At 71.1% G+C, this 14735-nt stretch carries 13 protein-coding genes; 5 read left to right on the forward strand and 8 right to left on the reverse strand.

The annotated features are described in order from the left end of the window. The first annotated feature begins 366 nt into the window (after positions 1–366). Both ACZOOI_RS38535 and ACZOOI_RS38540 read left to right on the forward strand, forming a co-directional pair. The gene (locus ACZOOI_RS38535) at positions 367–942 is read left to right on the forward strand and encodes a TetR/AcrR family transcriptional regulator (protein ID WP_465281467.1); all 576 of its coding nucleotides are present in this window, start codon (positions 367–369) and stop codon (positions 940–942) included. A gap of 406 nt (positions 943–1348) precedes the next feature. Beyond that, on the forward strand, positions 1349–1789 hold the full coding sequence (locus ACZOOI_RS38540) for an NUDIX domain-containing protein (RefSeq protein WP_391585734.1): 441 nt from the start codon (positions 1349–1351) through the stop codon (positions 1787–1789). Positions 1790–1840: 51 nt separating this feature from the next. Here ACZOOI_RS38540 and ACZOOI_RS38545 read toward each other — a convergent pair whose 3' ends face one another. Continuing rightward, complete coding sequence (locus ACZOOI_RS38545) at positions 1841–2332, reverse strand: hypothetical protein (protein ID WP_465281468.1); 492 nt, start codon at positions 2330–2332, stop codon at positions 1841–1843. Between the two features lie 69 nt (positions 2333–2401). Beyond that, positions 2402–2731 (reverse strand): response regulator transcription factor, encoded by a 330-nt coding sequence (locus ACZOOI_RS38550; RefSeq protein ID WP_465281469.1) that lies wholly within the window; start codon positions 2729–2731, stop codon positions 2402–2404. On the opposite strand from ACZOOI_RS38550, the gene ACZOOI_RS38555 reads away from it, so the two are divergent. Further along, entirely contained in the window at positions 2678–3571 is an 894-nt protein-coding gene (locus ACZOOI_RS38555; protein ID WP_465284209.1) for a hypothetical protein, read from the forward strand. The two genes, ACZOOI_RS38550 and ACZOOI_RS38555, sit on opposite strands and share 54 nt — an antisense overlap. Before the next feature lie 117 nt (positions 3572–3688). Here the strand turns inward: ACZOOI_RS38555 and ACZOOI_RS38560 are convergent, their stop codons facing one another. Continuing rightward, positions 3689–4525, reverse strand: coding sequence for a DUF4097 family beta strand repeat-containing protein (locus ACZOOI_RS38560; RefSeq protein WP_465281470.1), 837 nt, complete (start codon positions 4523–4525; stop codon positions 3689–3691). Between the two features lie 180 nt (positions 4526–4705). Beyond that, positions 4706–5230 carry a hypothetical protein gene (locus tag ACZOOI_RS38565; RefSeq protein ID WP_465281471.1) on the reverse strand — a complete coding sequence of 175 codons (525 nt, stop codon included), beginning with the start codon at positions 5228–5230 and terminating at the stop codon, positions 4706–4708. Between the two features lie 604 nt (positions 5231–5834). Between ACZOOI_RS38565 and ACZOOI_RS38570 the strand changes: the two genes are divergently transcribed. Further along, entirely contained in the window at positions 5835–6764 is a 930-nt protein-coding gene (locus ACZOOI_RS38570) for a hypothetical protein (protein WP_465281472.1), read from the forward strand. A gap of 594 nt (positions 6765–7358) precedes the next feature. On the opposite strand, the gene ACZOOI_RS38575 is transcribed toward ACZOOI_RS38570, so the two are convergent. Continuing rightward, positions 7359–7838, reverse strand: a complete 480-nt coding sequence (locus ACZOOI_RS38575) for a GNAT family N-acetyltransferase (RefSeq protein ID WP_465281473.1) — start codon at positions 7836–7838, stop codon at positions 7359–7361. 1039 nt (positions 7839–8877) lie between these two features. Then, on the reverse strand, positions 8878–9555 hold the full coding sequence (locus ACZOOI_RS38580) for a hemerythrin domain-containing protein (protein WP_465281474.1): 678 nt from the start codon (positions 9553–9555) through the stop codon (positions 8878–8880). Positions 9556–9752: 197 nt separating this feature from the next. Between ACZOOI_RS38580 and ACZOOI_RS38585 the strand changes: the two genes are divergently transcribed. Further along, complete coding sequence (locus ACZOOI_RS38585) at positions 9753–10430, forward strand: class I SAM-dependent methyltransferase (protein ID WP_465281475.1); 678 nt, start codon at positions 9753–9755, stop codon at positions 10428–10430. A gap of 1167 nt (positions 10431–11597) precedes the next feature. Here the strand turns inward: ACZOOI_RS38585 and ACZOOI_RS38590 are convergent. Continuing rightward, a complete protein-coding gene (locus tag ACZOOI_RS38590; RefSeq protein ID WP_465281476.1) occupies positions 11598–12665 on the reverse strand; it encodes a Gfo/Idh/MocA family protein in 1068 nt (355 codons plus the stop codon). A gap of 1020 nt (positions 12666–13685) precedes the next feature. Next, complete coding sequence (locus tag ACZOOI_RS38595; protein ID WP_465281477.1) at positions 13686–14675, reverse strand: AraC family transcriptional regulator; 990 nt, start codon at positions 14673–14675, stop codon at positions 13686–13688. Positions 14676–14735: the final 60 nt, after the last annotated feature.

The raw sequence follows: 14735 nt of genomic DNA on the forward strand, positions 1-14735 counted from the left end.
ACGAGTCCGCGTTCAGCGTCGCGCCGTGAACCACGTGATCGGGAGGTCGTTCGGAACGTCCTGCGATCCGCGACGGTGAACCGGAACGGAGCAGGGGCGAACTCGCCGTCGAACTTCCCATCGAACTCCGCGCCGAACTCCCCGCCGAGCAACGGGATTCCGGTTTCGCGACGACGGGAGCCGTGGCCCATCACGACCGTGGCGAAGCGCAGGTTCGGCGCGTCCGCGGGGCCGGGCCGGGCGCGCCTGGCGGTCGGTACGGTCTTGGGGGACGGGTGGCGCGCGTCGAACCGGGCGGCGTAGTCGGCGGCCTGTGTGGCTACTTTATAGTGGCCAGAATGTAGTACTACAACTGGAGTGGTATCAATGGTTCGCAGGAACGCCGAGCGCAGGGCGGCGCTCGTCGACGCCGCCATCGAGGTGCTGGCGAAGGAGGGCGCCCGCGGGCTGACCTTCCGAGCGGTGGACGTCGAGGCCGGGGTGCCCACCGGTACCACCTCCAACTACTTCGCGAGCCGTGACGCGCTGCTCACCCAGGCGGGCGCCCGGGTCTACGAACGGTTTCAACCCGACGAGGCGCTGATTGCGCGACAGCGGGCGGCCACGCCGAACAAGGAGACGTACACGGCGCTGATGCGCGAGGTGGTCGGCCGGGTCAGTGCCTTCCGGACCGGCTATCTCGCACTGCTCGAACTGCGCCTGGAGGCCACCCGGCGACCGGAGTTGCGCGTGGTGTTGACCGAGCGCGTCCGCGCCGACGTGGACGCCAACGTCGCCTACCACGAGCAGTCCGGCCTGCCCGGCGACGCGACCGCGGTCCGTCTGTTGTACTTGGCCCTCAACTGGCTCATCGTCGAACAACTCACCCTGCCCGACGTGTTCTCCGAAGCCGAGCGCGAACAACTCGTAGCCGCCGCCGTCGAACGCATTGTGATCCCGTGACCGGGGACCCCGTAACCGCGTAGCCGTGTAGCCGCGCAACCGACAAGGACCCGGCGAGCACGGACCCGGCGGGCGCGGACCTGGCGGGCACAGACCCGGCGGGGGCATGCGCGGCCTTCGCGCCGAAGAACGCCGTGTGGCGGCCCCCCGAGACCGGCGCGATCTGCGAAGCGTGCGGAACCGGCCCACCGAATGGGGCGGTTGCCCGACAGCCCTGCCGTGCCGAACATGCTTCCGACGGTTCGGGCGTGACGTCCCTCCGGGACCGGTCGTTGGTCCGGGCGGAGGTGTGCGTCCCGGCGCGCGGGCCGGTTGCCGAGGTCCGACGCGTGCCGGCCGAGGACACCGCCGTGTGGCCGGGAGCGACGTCCGACGCACCCGGATCGACCATGGGGAGAAGCGACACTTGAGCGACCACCGCCACAACGCCATCGCCTATGCCGCCATCATCCTCGAACGCGCGGACGGCGCGGTGCTGTTCATGGAACGCAAGGACACCGGCTTCGCCGACGGCCTGCTCGCCCTGCCGGGCGGACTGGCGGATCCGGGCGAACTCCTCATCGAGGCATGCGCCCGGGAGGCCAAGGAGGAGATCGCCACCGACGTCGCCACGGCGGATCTGCGCACCGCGTACGTGGCCCAAGTACTCGGCGAGACCGGTGCGCCGGTGATCGGCTGGTACTTCCACACCACCGCCTGGTCGGGCGACCCGGTCAACGCCGAACCCGACCAGTGCGCCCGGCTGGCCTGGCTGGATCCGGCCGACCTCCCGGCCGACGTGGAACCGACGGACGCCGGTGCGGTCACCGCCTGGCACCGCAGGTCCGCCCCGACCCGATGGGCCTGACCTGCCCCGAAACCGGCGGACGGCGGCCGTCTCGCACACCCCGCGAGCGGCCTACTCCGCTTCCCGATCCGGCCACCGCACGCATCCGTCCCGAAAGACCAACGGCCGGGCCTCGGTGTCCTCGATGAAGCGCAACCACCCGAGCACGACCGAGCCGTCCGGATGCGTGTGCGCGTCCGCGACCCGCGCGGCCAACCAGGTCAACAGCCCGCCGACCTCGTCGAATTCGTCGGGATGCAGTTCCCGTCGCACGGTCAGCGCCCACCCGCCGGCGGTCGGCGCCAGACCGGTGGCCGACACACCACCGCTCCGCAGCGCGATCCCATCCGGGCCTGCCAACACGGGATGCGGATCGTCCACCACCGTCGGCACCCCGAGGTCGTCCACCACGACCACCGGAAACGCCGTCACGATGCGCCGATCGCCGGGCTCCGGAATCGCCCCGTCCCCGAGCCCCACATGCCACCGCAACTCGGCCACTTCCGGGTCGGAGAGCGGGCCCCGCACCACCAAATCCAGCGTCAACTCGTACAGATCACTCACGCGTCGGCACCCTACCTACCGCCACCACGCCACGCCACGCCACGCCAAGTCACGTCAAGTCATGTCAAGTCACGTCAAGTCCTCCGCACCGCCGCCGGAACACGGCCCAAGTGGGCCCCGATCCCGCGCGATACGCGATGATCGCCGGGCGCGCCCCCCGTTGCGGGCGCCGAGCCTGGTGAGCAGGCGGCCCACGTGGGTCTTGGTGGTGCCCTCGGTGATGGGCAGGGTTCGGGCGATTTCGGCAGGGGTGCGACCCGCGGCGATGAGTACCAACACCTCGCGTTCGCGCGCGGTGAGCGCACCTGACGCGGCGGGCGCCGGCACGGGGGATCGTGTGGCGACATGCTGCTGCGTCCGCCGCACGGTGAGCGGCCCGCCCGACTGCTGACCGACCACGGGACGACGGTGACCACGGAGCCGGACGGCGCCCTGGCCGTCGCCGCCGTGGCGTTCGCCCGGATCGGCGAATCGGCCGCTGCACATGGCCTGGCGATCCACGAACTGGCGGCCCGGCACGGCTCGTTGAGGGAGGCGTACCTGCGGATCACCCCGCACGAGGCGGCCCACCGGGCGACCGTCCCCTCGGGCGCGGACGTTGCCGGAAAGGGGGCGGGCGCGCGAGCGGTTTCCCGGCGCCGCGCGATGTGCTCGCCGCCGAATGGATCAAGCTGCAGACACTTCGCTCCACGTACTACACCTACACCGCCCCGATCGCGGCGGTCGCGGCGCTCGGCCTCGGCGTGTTGGGCCTGGGTAATCCCGGTCGCCGACCGGGACGGGATGTCGGTCGAGGAGCGGGCCGTGTTCGACCCGGTCCGCTTCGGCTTCAGCGGCTACCACGTGGTGGTGCTCGTGGTGGGCACGCTCGGGGGTTGGTCGGCGGTCGGCGATTCGGAGTACGGATCGGGGCTGATCGTGACCGCGTACACCGCGGTGCCGTGCGGCGGCGCCGGGTGTTCGCGGCCAAGGTCGCGGTCACCCGGCGCCGCGACCGTCGCGGGGGGCGAGGTGATCGACTTCGGGGCCTTCTTTCTGGGCGGGGGAATCCTCGCCCCAGGAGCACTTGGACGTGGACCCAGGGGCGCTGCCGCTGCCGCTGCCGCTGCCGCTGCCGGTGTCGGCGAGGGTGGTGTCCTGGCGGACATGTTTCGTTGCAGATTCCGTTGTAGTTTCCCGTGCAGCTTGCCGTGCAGCTTGCCATGCAAGTACCAGTTCAGAGGGCTTTTGGAACCGTGATCGGGCCCGCTCAGGTGCAGCAGCAGACAGGGATATGGCAGCGGTATCCCATGAGTCCTGGCGCTGCGGTCTCGTCCCGGCCGCGGGCCGAACTCAGGCGTGCGGCGCGGGCCGAACTCAGGCGCGCCGGATCACGATGTGGCCGATGGCGGTTCGGGCGCGGACCTCGACGGTCTGCTCGGACGCCTCGGGACTCTCGGTCGAGCCGAGCGAGTTGCGTACGCTGCCCATGCGGGTCTGCACATCCAGCCAGGCTGCGGTGGCGGCGCGGACGCCGACCTCCAGGTCGCCCGCGCTGGTCTGTAGGTGGACCCGGCCGCGGGCCACCTCGTCGATCCGGATCGCGCCGTTGGCGCACCTGGCGTCGACGTCGGCATGCGCGACGCCGATGGCGATCCGGCCGTCGGAGGAGGTGACCCGCAGGTTGCCGACGATCTCGCCGACGGTGGTCTCGCCGTTGGCGTTCTTGATCGTCGCCGCGCCGGCGGCGGTGCCGACCTCGATCCGGCCCGCCGCGATGATCTCGGCGTCCCCGGTCGTGCGGCCCACCCGGATGTCTCCGTGGCCGGTCCTGGCGTACAGGGTCCGGGCCTCGCCGATCCGGATGGTGCCGACCGAGGTCCGGAGCCGGCAGTCGCCCAGCGGGCCCGAACACGCGAAGTCCGCCAGCGGCGTGGTGGCCTGGACGTCGGAGCCGGCCGGCAGTTCGACGGTGATCTCCACCGAACCGCTCTTGCCGAACAGCGAACGCTTCCTGGGCCCCTTGATCGACAACGTGCCGCCGTCGTAGGTGACCGTGGTCTGCTGCGCGGCCCGTACATCCAGCTCGTCCGCCCCGTTGGCGGGCAGCACCTCGACGACCGTGTCGGTACGGTCGCTCGCGCCGACCCGGACCGAGCCGACGTCGAATTCCAGGGTGGCGGAGATCGGCTTCGGGGTGTCGAACGTCGGCATGGAGGTGCCTTCCTCTTGGCTGTGGGCTGCTTGCCGGCCTTCGTGGCTTGCCCTGCCGATCGGCGGGCGGAGGGGCGGGCGGAGAGCGGGAGCGGGCAGGGTCCGGTGCCGGCATCCGGAGGCCGGCGCGGTGCCGTCCATGGTGGTGCGGTGTCAGTACGGCGTCGGGTGTGGCGCGGGTCAGCGGACCCAGCCGGAGTAGCGGCGGCGGTCCGGGTGTCGGCCGGCTGCGTCGGCCGTGTCGGTACGGGCGGCGTCGGGCTCCAGGGCGCCGGCGGTGGCGCGGACCAGCCAGGCGTTCACCGAGAGGCCCTCGTGCGCGGCGGCGTCCTCGACCCGGGACTTGAGGTGGGCGGGCAGCCGGAAGTTGATGCGGGCCATGCCGCCCTCGTCGCCGTCCGCCGGTACCGACGCACTCGGCGCGCGCCCGGGCGGGGCGGGTTCCGCGTACGCCTCCGGGCCCGGCGGCGCCGTCACCACGAACTCGGGGTCGAGCCCGCGTAGTCGAATCTCGACCGACCCGGGTGCGAGGTCGCCGGTGACCTCTGCCATGGCGGCGGACAGGGCACTGAGCAGGACGACCCGGGTGGCCGACTCCAGTGGAGCGGTGAGGTGTTCGGCCAACTTTCGCGCCTCGCCACCGCCCGCATCCGCGGCAAGTGCAAGTTCGTTCCGAAGGCTGTCGACGTACGGGGTGAGATCCATGACGCCATCATGGCACATTAATGGCTTCATAGCGAGATGTGGTGATGTCATGAATGTGCCATTCACGTGTCGATCCTGGCATGCGAACACTGAGGAAGGGGTGGCTGAGTGTCGAGATAGGGGCGGTCAAGCGGCCCGGAGTCAGTAAACGGGCAGGTCGTGACGCCTACCTTGGGGCTCGTGCCTAGGATGCGCCATGACGGCGCCTGATTGGGCCATGCTGATCCCGATGGCCGACCCCGCCCGTGTACGGTCCTCGCCCGTATTCGGTCTTCGCCCCGCTCCGTACGACGGCCGGCGCGGTCGATGCCCGGCCGGTGGCGGGTGGATGCCTGGGCCGGGGGCGGGTGGATCCCCGGGCCGGCGGCGGGTCGATGCCCGGGCCGACGGCGGCTGGATGCCGGTGCCGGTGCCGGTGCCGGTCCTGGTCCCGGTCCCGGTCCCGGTCCCGGTGCCGGTGTGTGGGTGGCCCGCGTGCCCCGCTCGGTTCGGCGGTCCCAGTCCATCGGGCGCAGTTGCAGCACATCGGTCGTCGGCGCCGGCTCTGGCTAGAGTGATCACGACGGGGCGGGATGACACGGTGTGCGGCGAGGGGCTCGGGGACGTGGCGATACGGGATCAACTGCGGGGCATAGGTGGCGCGGTCGGGGCCGCGGCGGCTTCGGGGCGCGCGGCGGTGGGAGGCCGGATCGGGGCCGGCCGGGCCCGGGTCGCGTCGGGGGACTGGGTGCACGGGACGCTGGATGCGCTGCCCGCACCCGCTGCGCCCGCCACCGCGCCCTGGGAATTCTCCCTGGGTGCGCTGGTGTGTCGGCATCCGAAGGTGCCGGCGATCACCGCGCGACCGCTACGGCTGCTCGACGGCCTCGGCGCGGTGCGGTTCGGCCCGCAGACGGTCGGTTTCGACGGGGAGGACATCCCGTGGGAAAAGGTGGTCCGGCTCACCCTGCACGACGCGTTCGCCTCGATGACCACGGCCGCACTCGACACCGAGGTGGACCGCATCCGCGACGTGCTGCCGCCGTTGCCCGGCCGCAAATGGGCGGTCACCAAGGTGGTGGAGGGCCTGCTCACGGTGGTCCTCGCTTCGCTGGAGCAGGCCGACGACCGTCGCCTGGACAGCGCACAGGTGGCCTGCGAAATCACCTACCGCGGCCTGCTCGGCCGGGAGAAGACGCTGCGCGCGAGCCTGTTCGCTACCGCCCTGCTGGCCCGACAGACCGCCGTCGCCGAGAGCCTCGTGGCCACCGCGCGCGCCCACGGCGTCGAGGTGACCACAGCCGTACCCGACGCCGGCGGCGACGCGGCGGCGGCCGAGCGTGTCCGCGTCCTGCGCGCCCGGACCGACGCGGTCTCGGCCAGGCTGCGCACCCAACGCGAGCAGTCCGCGGAGATCGCCCCGCCCGTCGACCCGCCCCCGAGCGCACACCCCGCGTCACCTGCGACGCCCACTTCACCACCTCCCGCCTCCGGCCCCGGCAACGCCACCCACCCCAGCGACGCCACGGACCCGACGGACCCCTTCGCCTGTTGATGCGTTCCGGTGTGCCCGGGCCGGCCGCCGCGCCCGATACGACGGCCACGCCCGGGCTTCCATACCGTACGGACGCCGCCCCCCCGGGCGCGGCACCAACGTCCGCTTGGCCGTCTTCCGCATCCATCCGGGGCAACGCGACCCACCCCGGCGACTGCCCCTTTCGCCTGTTGACCGGCTCGGTCCGACCGGGCGGGCCGGCTGCGCGCCGGCTGCGCCCGATGCGACGGCTACGCGCGGGCTTCCATGCCGTACGGGCGCCGTACCGGCGTCGCCTGGCCGTCTTCCGCATCCGGCTTGGTCTCTGGTCGTCGCGGACCAGTCCGGCGATGCCACGGATCCGGGGGATGCTTTCGCCTGTTGATTGCCTCCGGAGTGATTGGACCGGCCGGCTGCGCCCGATGCGACGGCTACGCGCGGGCTCCACGCCGTACCGATGCAGACCCGGCGCGGTAGGCGGCGTCCGCTTGACCGTCTTCCGCATCCGGCCCGGTCAACTCCCCACCCCCGGCGATGCCACGGATCCGACGGACCTTTTCGCCTGTTGACCGGCTCGATGCGACTGGGCCGGCCGGGCTGCGCCCGATGCGGCGGCTACCCCCGGGCTTCCATGCCGTACGGACGCAGGCCCCGTGCGCGGTAGTTGACGAGGGCGTTGGGGTGGTCCTCGGAGGACGTGTGCAGCCACACCCGGCGGACTGGCTCGGTACTCGACAACGGGGCGGTGTGCCAGGCCTGACGAAGCAGGAGGGTCAGCGCGTAGCCGCCCAGGCCCTTGCCGACGAATTCGGGAAGCAGGCCGAACGTGACCACCTCCACGTTCCCGCCCGGTTGCGGCTCCAGGTTGCCGATGCCCGCGGTCTCGCCGGCGTGGGTGATCAGCCAGGACTGCAGCAGCGGGTGCGCGGCGTGAAGTTCCGCCCACTCGTGCTCGGTTCGGGACGCACTCCGCCAGCCGTACGACGCACCGACCCGAGCCTGAAGGGCATGCACCATGGGCGTGGCCGCGTCGACGCGGCGCAATGCGAGCGCCGGAACGGGACGGGACGGTCGCAGATCGTCGAGCGAGGTCATCTCCAGTTACACCACGGTCTTACCCATCGCGTCAGGCTATCCCCGCCGCCCGACACCCGGAGCGGGCCGGGCGCGCCGGGCACGGGCGAGCTGCCTTTGTTCGGGCCGAGGTTCGCATATACGCGCAGGTGCATCGCGCCGTCATCGGCGTCCATCCGGCGAAGCTGCGCCCGCGTCGGTGATCCCGACCCCGTCATCCCCGTCATCCCCGCCATGCGTGCCGGGGTGGTGGACCGGTTGCCTCGGGCGCCCCACGGATCCCGTGCGGTGGTGCCGGCCGGGCGGGCGTCGGGGCGGGCTTGGGCGGGTGCCTTCGCTCGGGTCGAGGTTCGCGTACACGTGCGGGCGGGCGCGTAGCGCCCTTGCCGCCGGCGGTGTTCACCTGACGAGGCAGGACCCGCGTCGGTGATATCGACCCCGTTCTGCTCCATGCGTGGCGGCGGGCCAGTTGTCTCGGGCGTCCCGCGGATCCTGTGTGGTGGTGTGGGCCGGGCGCGCCGGGCACGGGTGAGGCGCTTTCGCTCGGGCCGATGTTCGTGTACGCGTGCCGGTGTGCGTCGCGCTTTCACCGTCTTCGGCGTCCACCCGAGGGGGCTCGCCCTGTGTCGGTGATTTGGACCCCGTTCTGCTCCATGCGTGGCGGCGGGCCTGCTGTCTCGGGCGTCCCGCGGATCCTGTGTGGTGGTGTGGGCCGGGCGTGCCAGGCACGGGCGAGGCGCCTTCGTTCGGGCCGATGTTCGTGTACGCGTGCCGGTGCGCGTCGCGCCTTCGCCGTCGTCGGCGTCCATCCGAGGAGGCTTGCGCTGTGTCGGTGATCTCGACCCCGTCATGCCTCACAACACCTCATGCGTGTGGCGGGCCTGCTGTCTCGGGCGTCCCGCGGATCCTGTGCGGTGGCGCGGGCCGGGCCTGCCGGACATGGGCGAGGTGCCTTCATCCGGGCGGAGGTTCGTGTGCACGTGCAGGCGCGCGCGTCGCGCGCCGTCGCCGTCCTCCGCTTGAGGAAGCTGTGCGAGCCGCGTCGGTGATCTCAGCCCCGTCAGGCCCCATGCGGGCGGCGGGCGGTGGGTCGGCTGCCTCGGGCGCCCCACGGATCCTGTGCGGCGTACGCCGGTTGCCACAGGTTCAGGTAGGTCGGGCGGATGGATTCCGGCAGTTGGCCGAGGATGATGGCGGTGCTCTCGGCGCTCGCGTGATCGAGTAGCCACGGCAGATAGCGGCAGGTGCCGGAGCCGACCCGTCGGCCGTGTTCGGCGCCGAAGCGGTGCATCTGCTCGGCGGTGACGACCGCGTCGATCAGGGGCAGCGCCTCGTCCTCCTCGTGCTCGAGATGTCCACGCAGCCCGCTGACCAGTCCATCCAGCAAATCGCCGAGCCGCCGGCCTCCCGTGTCGTGGTCGGCCAACGCCGCGTCGATGGCATGCAACAGCGGTTCGAACGTGGCGTGTTCGGCCTCCATCACCGCGATCAGGCCCAACTCGTCCGGCCGATCGGCCAACGCCCGGCGCAGTACCGGCCACAGCAGGTCGTCTTCGGCGCCCAGGTGCACCCGCAGGTAGCGCCGGAACAGGTCCCACCCGGTGCCGACCCGCAGGATGCGCCACGGGTCGTCGTCCGTACGCGCGGCGACCCGGGCAAGTCGCTCCAGGTCGCGGCGCAGCGCGTCGTGGATGGCGAACATCATCGTCATGTCGTGTCGGAAGGCCTTGCCGCGCACGGGAATCCTCGCTTGTCGAGCGTTGTCGTCTGGACGGAACCTCCATCCCTATGACGGAACCCGGCCCCGGGATGTGACTGCGACGCCGCGTTCGCCGTCCCGTGGGTGGACAGGTCCCGTCGTCGTCCCCTGCCCGCCGCCGCTCCGGCGGACGCTCGCCCGTGGGCTGTGGGTGGCCGGCGGTAGGGTGCCCGGTCGTGATCGAATCCGACTTCCTGCATGCCACCCGGGTGTCCTACGACGCCATTGCCACCGAGTACATCGAATTTGCTCGGACCGACCTGGCGAACAAGCCCCTGGACCGAGCCCAACTCGCCGCCTTCGCCGAACTCGTGCACTCGGCCGACGCCGGGACCCACCGCGTGGCCGACATCGGGTGCGGGACCGGTCGGATCACCGCGCACCTGCGCGACCTCGGGCTGGACGTGTTCGGAATCGACCTGTCGCCGGGGATGATCGCGGTGGCCCGCGGTGAGCACCCGGACCTGCGCTTCGAGGTCGGCTCGATGACGGACCTGGACCTTGCGGACGACTCCCTCGGCGGTTTGGTGGCGTGGTACTCGATCATCCATGTCCCGGTGGAGCAACTGCCCGGCGTGTTCGCCGAGTTCCACCGTGTACTGGCGCCCGGTGGTCGGCTTCTGCTCGCCTTTCAGGTCGGCGACGAACCGCTGCGGCTGACGGAGGCGTTCGGCCGGTCGGTATCCCTCGACTTCCACCGCCGCCAACCGGAGCGGATCGCCGAACTGGTGACGGACGCCGGCCTGACCATGCACGCGCAGATGATCCGCGAACCCGACCCGGGCGAGAGCGTAAGACCCGCGCAGCAGGCCTTCCTGCTGGCCCGGAAGCCGCTGCCGGCGGAAGACGACTGACGGGATCCGGATCCGGATCGGGAGCCGGATCCGTGTGGGGCGGGCCCGGCCAGAGCACCCGGTCGGCCCGTCTCGGTTACGGTGCGGGCCGGTCCGGCCATTGCGTGGACGGACCCATGCAGCAGGCGGGTCGTCCCCGCCGGGATCGATGTTCACCGGCGAGATCGGCGCCTGCCGACGCGTTCAGTGCTCACGGGGTATCAGTGCTCTCTAACGCGATCGGTGTCCGCTGACGCGTTCGTCGATTGCTGTCGAGATCAGCGCTCGCGGACAAGATCAGTGCTCGCGGAAGAGATCAATGCCCCTGAAGCATTTGAGTTCGCAGACACGATCGGTGCTCTCTACAAGGTCGGTGCTCACTGAAGAGATCGGTGTCCGCTGGCGAGATCGGCGTTCACCGACGTGAGTGGCGCTCGTGGGACGCGTCCGGTGCTTGCTGGGAGCATCGGTAATCTCCACATGAGATCAGTGCTCTTGATCTCCATCAGATCGGTGCTCTCGGGCGATATCGGGTGCTCTCGGGCGAGATCGCTGCTCGGGGATGGCACGCAATCGGTGCCCTTTTCAGGTCGGTGCTCGCTGGCGAGATCGACGTTCACCGACGTGTGCGGTGCTCGTGGGACCCTCCGGCGTTTGCTGGGGGCATCGGCGCTCTCCGGCGAGATCGGTGCTCGCGGCTGAGATCAGTGCTCACTGAGGAGATCGGTGCCCGCTTCGGTGCATGGGTGCCGAACTGTGATCGGTGCTCTGCACGAAGTTGGTTCTTGCGGATGAGATCGGTGTCTGCTGACGAGATCGGTGCTCTGTACGAAGCTGGTGCTCGCGGACGAGATCGGTGTCCGCTGATGAGATCGGTGCTCTCCGTATGATCGGTGCTTCGGGATGAGATCAGTGCTCCTTGAAGAGATCGGTGCCCACTCGGCGGATCAGTGCTCGCGGGTGCGATCGGCGCTCCACGAGATCGCTGCTCTCTGCGAGATTGGCGCTCGCAGATGCAATTGGTGTCCGCTGGCGAGATCGGTGTCCGCAAACGCGTTCGGTGCTCGCTGACGTGAACGGTGCTCTCCACGGGATTGGTGTCCGCAGGTGCGATCGATGTTCGCGGACGAGATCAGTGTTCTCGATGGGATCGGCGCCCATCGCTCAGGTCGGTGCTTGCCGATGGGGTTAGCGCCCGCTCGGTGGGGCGGCGAAGTTGGGTACCGGTACCGGTTGCGAGCCGGTCCGCAACGACTGTGCTCCCGCGACGCCGACTAGCGAGGCGGCCACGGCCGGGCGCACCGGGATCAGCGGCGGCGCTCCTTGCTCGACCGTGGCCCGGAAGCCTTGGAGCAGCAGGACCGTGCCCTCGGCGGCGCGTTCCACGGTGGCGCCGTCGAGCGAGAGGGCGGGCGGGACGCGTTCCTCGTCTCGAGGCCGGCCGTCCGGGGCGGCCCACCCCTCGGTACGGACCCGCACCGACCAGGCCCGCGGGCCCGGTCCGCGCACGGACTCCGCGAAGGCTCGGGTGCCGCGTACGGAGATCCAACTCCAGTGGCTGTCCGGTTCGCCCTGGAGAAAGCCGTGCCGGGTGACCGCCAACGCGCCGCCGGACAGCCGCACCACCAGTACCACCGCGGCTCGGGGGTCGCGCTCGTCCGCGGCGAACGCCGTGACCTCGACCGGCCATTCGCCGGTGAGCGCGAGCACGGGGGAGAGGGTATGGGTGCAATACGCGGTCGGCGCGATCCGGCCGCGCCAATGTCCGGGATCGCCGATCAGTTCGGCCACCGCGGTGGGGGACATCCCGTGTAGGTAGTCGGCTTCGATCAGGCTGATCCGGCCCACCTCGCCCGCCTCGACCACCCGGTGCAGCAGCCGCACATGCGGATGCAGGACATAGTTTTCCGCGAACGAATAGGTGGCGGTGGAGCGTTCGGCCGCGTCGACGAGTCGGCGACCCTCCTCCTCGGTCACGCACGCCGCCGACTCGGACAACACGTGCACTCCCTGGTTCAGGAACGCCACCGCGAGCGGTGCGTGTGCGTCGAAGTCGTTGGCCAGGATCACCGCGTCCAGGCGCCGGTCGAGCAGATCCTGCCATCGATCGGTGAGCGCGACGCCCGGCAATCGCCCCCGGGCTTCGGCACGTTGCTTCGGATCACGATCGCACGCGGCCACCACGTCCAGCCCCACCCGGCGCGACCATGTCGCCAGATGCAGCCCCATCCTCAGCCCGATCACGCCCACACGCATCCGCTCATGTTGCCGGCGGCGCCCGCGCCGGGCGAGCCGGTTTCGCCGACGTTTCCGACGGGCCGTCTCCGGCCGACGGGCCCGTCTGGCCGTTTGGCCGTTTGGCCGTCTTCGTCTGGCGATCTGCGTCCGGCGGTCCTGGCCGACCGCTTTTGGTTGACCGCTCCCGGCTGGGGCCGCCCCAGTCGACCGTCCCTGGCGGACCCTTCCGACGGGCCGTCTCTGGCTGGCTGGCTGTCCTGGCCGACTACTACCGGCTGACCGTTCCCGTCGGACAGTTCCTGACTGGCAGCTACCGTTTGGCGGTCCCTGGCCGACCCCTACTGGCTCGGCGTTTCCGACCCGCTACTCCAGCCGACCGTCCCTGACTGGTCGTCCCCGACAGGCCGTCCCCGAGTGGTGGTCCCTGAACTGGTGGTCCCGGCCGACTGCTACCGGCTGACTGTTCCCGTCGGACAGTTCCCGTCGGACAGTTCCTGGCCGGCAGCTACCGTTTGGCGGTCCCTGATCGGCCGCTACTGGCTCGGCGTTCCCGACCGGCTACTCCAGCCGACCGTCCCTGGCTGGGCGTCCCTGATAGGTCGTCCCCGAGTGGTGGTCCCTGAACTGGCGGTCCCGGCCGATCACTAACGGCGGACTGTTCCCGTTGGACAGTTCCTGGCTGGCAGCTACCGTTTGGCGGTCCCTGACCGGCCGGCTGTCCCCGAGTGGTGGTTCCTGGCTGGCTGTCCCCGAGCGGTCGTCCCCGAGTGGTCGTCCCTGAACTGGTGCTCCCGTCCGATTGCTACCGGCTGGCCGTTTCTGGCCGACCGCCACCGGCTGCGCTCCCGGCTGACCGTCCCCGGCCACCCGACTGGCCGGCCGCCCGACTGGCCGTTCCGACCGGTCGCTACGGGCTGGCCGTCCTCGACTGGCCGCCCCAGCCGACCGCCACCAGCCGACCGCCACCGGCCGGCCGTTCCAGGCCGGCCGTTTCCGGCCGAGCGGCCCCAGGCTGACCGCCCCTGGCCGGGGCAGGGGTCAGGCGGCCCTCGTGGTTGGCTTTTGGCGGTAGGTGGTTGGGGCGATTCCGTATGCTCGTTTGAAGGCTGTTGAGAAGGCGAATTCCGAGGCGTAGCCGACGTGTTGTGCGACCGTGCTCAGGGGCGCGTCGGTGTCACGGAGCAGCGTTGCGGCGGCGTTCATCCGAACCAGTGTCAGGTGGCTCAGTGGGGGGCGGCCGACCGACTCGGTGAAGCGCCGGGCGAAGGTGGAGCGGGGCAGGTCGGCCACCGCGCCGAGCCGCTCGACCGTCCACGGCTGCTCGGGGTTGTGGTGCATCGCGCACAACACCCGGCCGATGGCGGGGTCGGGCACGCTCATGTCCCATGTGGGGCGGGCGCCGTGCTGCCGATGCCACCAGCGCAGGAGGCAGACCAGCAGGGCGTCCAGCAGCGCATCGGTGACCGGGTGTGGCTCCCCCGCTCCGGGGGAGCCATTGCCGAGCGCGGGCTCTGTCTCCTCTTGGCGCAGCAGGTCCACCAGGGCCCGTACGGAGGCGTCCTGGTTCGGGCCGTCTGCCAGGTGAATCGTCTCGGGGAGGTCCATCGTCGGTGAGAGTCCGCCCGGCGCGTCGAGCCGGAACGTGCCACTGAGCAGCAGCATCGGTACCGGGTCCCGGTCGCTCTCCGTCAGGCTGCCCGAAGGCTCGTCCGACCGCGCTACCGGGGGCCGGGGGTGCGGGACGTTGCGGAACTCCGTCGCCGGGACTGCCGGCAACTGCCCGGAGGTTCCCGTGTCGAGCCCGGACACGAGGTGATGGTCGCCGGTCACCAGCACCACGTCTCCCGGGTCCGGCTCCAGACGTGCGCCGGTGGCCGAGGTCAGCGTTACGTTGCCGCGCAGCACCACATGGAACGCCGTCTCCGTGCCGGGGCGGACGGCTCTGGCCCAGGCGGCCGGCGCCTCGATCCGCTCCCAGCGCGGCGGTTGCGTGCGCAGCGAGGCGATGATCCGAGCCAGGTAGTCCATCGGGTCAGCGTAATCGCCCGCCCGAACCCGTCGGCCCCTCCGAGAGCGACGGCGAAGCGC

The organism is Embleya sp. L77, assembly GCF_055557415.1.

Excerpts from the sequence above, each read along its gene's own strand:
- ACZOOI_RS38590 (WP_465281476.1), bottom strand. The coding sequence starts at position 12,665 with ATGCGTGTGGGCGTGATCGGGCTGAGGATGGGGCTGCATCTGGCGACA.
- ACZOOI_RS38555 (WP_465284209.1), top strand. The coding sequence starts at position 2,678 with ATGCTGCTGCGTCCGCCGCACGGTGAGCGGCCCGCCCGACTGCTGACC.
- ACZOOI_RS38575 (WP_465281473.1), bottom strand. The coding sequence starts at position 7,838 with ATGACCTCGCTCGACGATCTGCGACCGTCCCGTCCCGTTCCGGCGCTC.
- ACZOOI_RS38560 (WP_465281470.1), bottom strand. The coding sequence starts at position 4,525 with ATGCCGACGTTCGACACCCCGAAGCCGATCTCCGCCACCCTGGAATTC.
- ACZOOI_RS38535 (WP_465281467.1), top strand. The coding sequence starts at position 367 with ATGGTTCGCAGGAACGCCGAGCGCAGGGCGGCGCTCGTCGACGCCGCC.
- ACZOOI_RS38595 (WP_465281477.1), bottom strand. The coding sequence starts at position 14,675 with ATGGACTACCTGGCTCGGATCATCGCCTCGCTGCGCACGCAACCGCCG.
- ACZOOI_RS38565 (WP_465281471.1), bottom strand. The coding sequence starts at position 5,230 with ATGGATCTCACCCCGTACGTCGACAGCCTTCGGAACGAACTTGCACTT.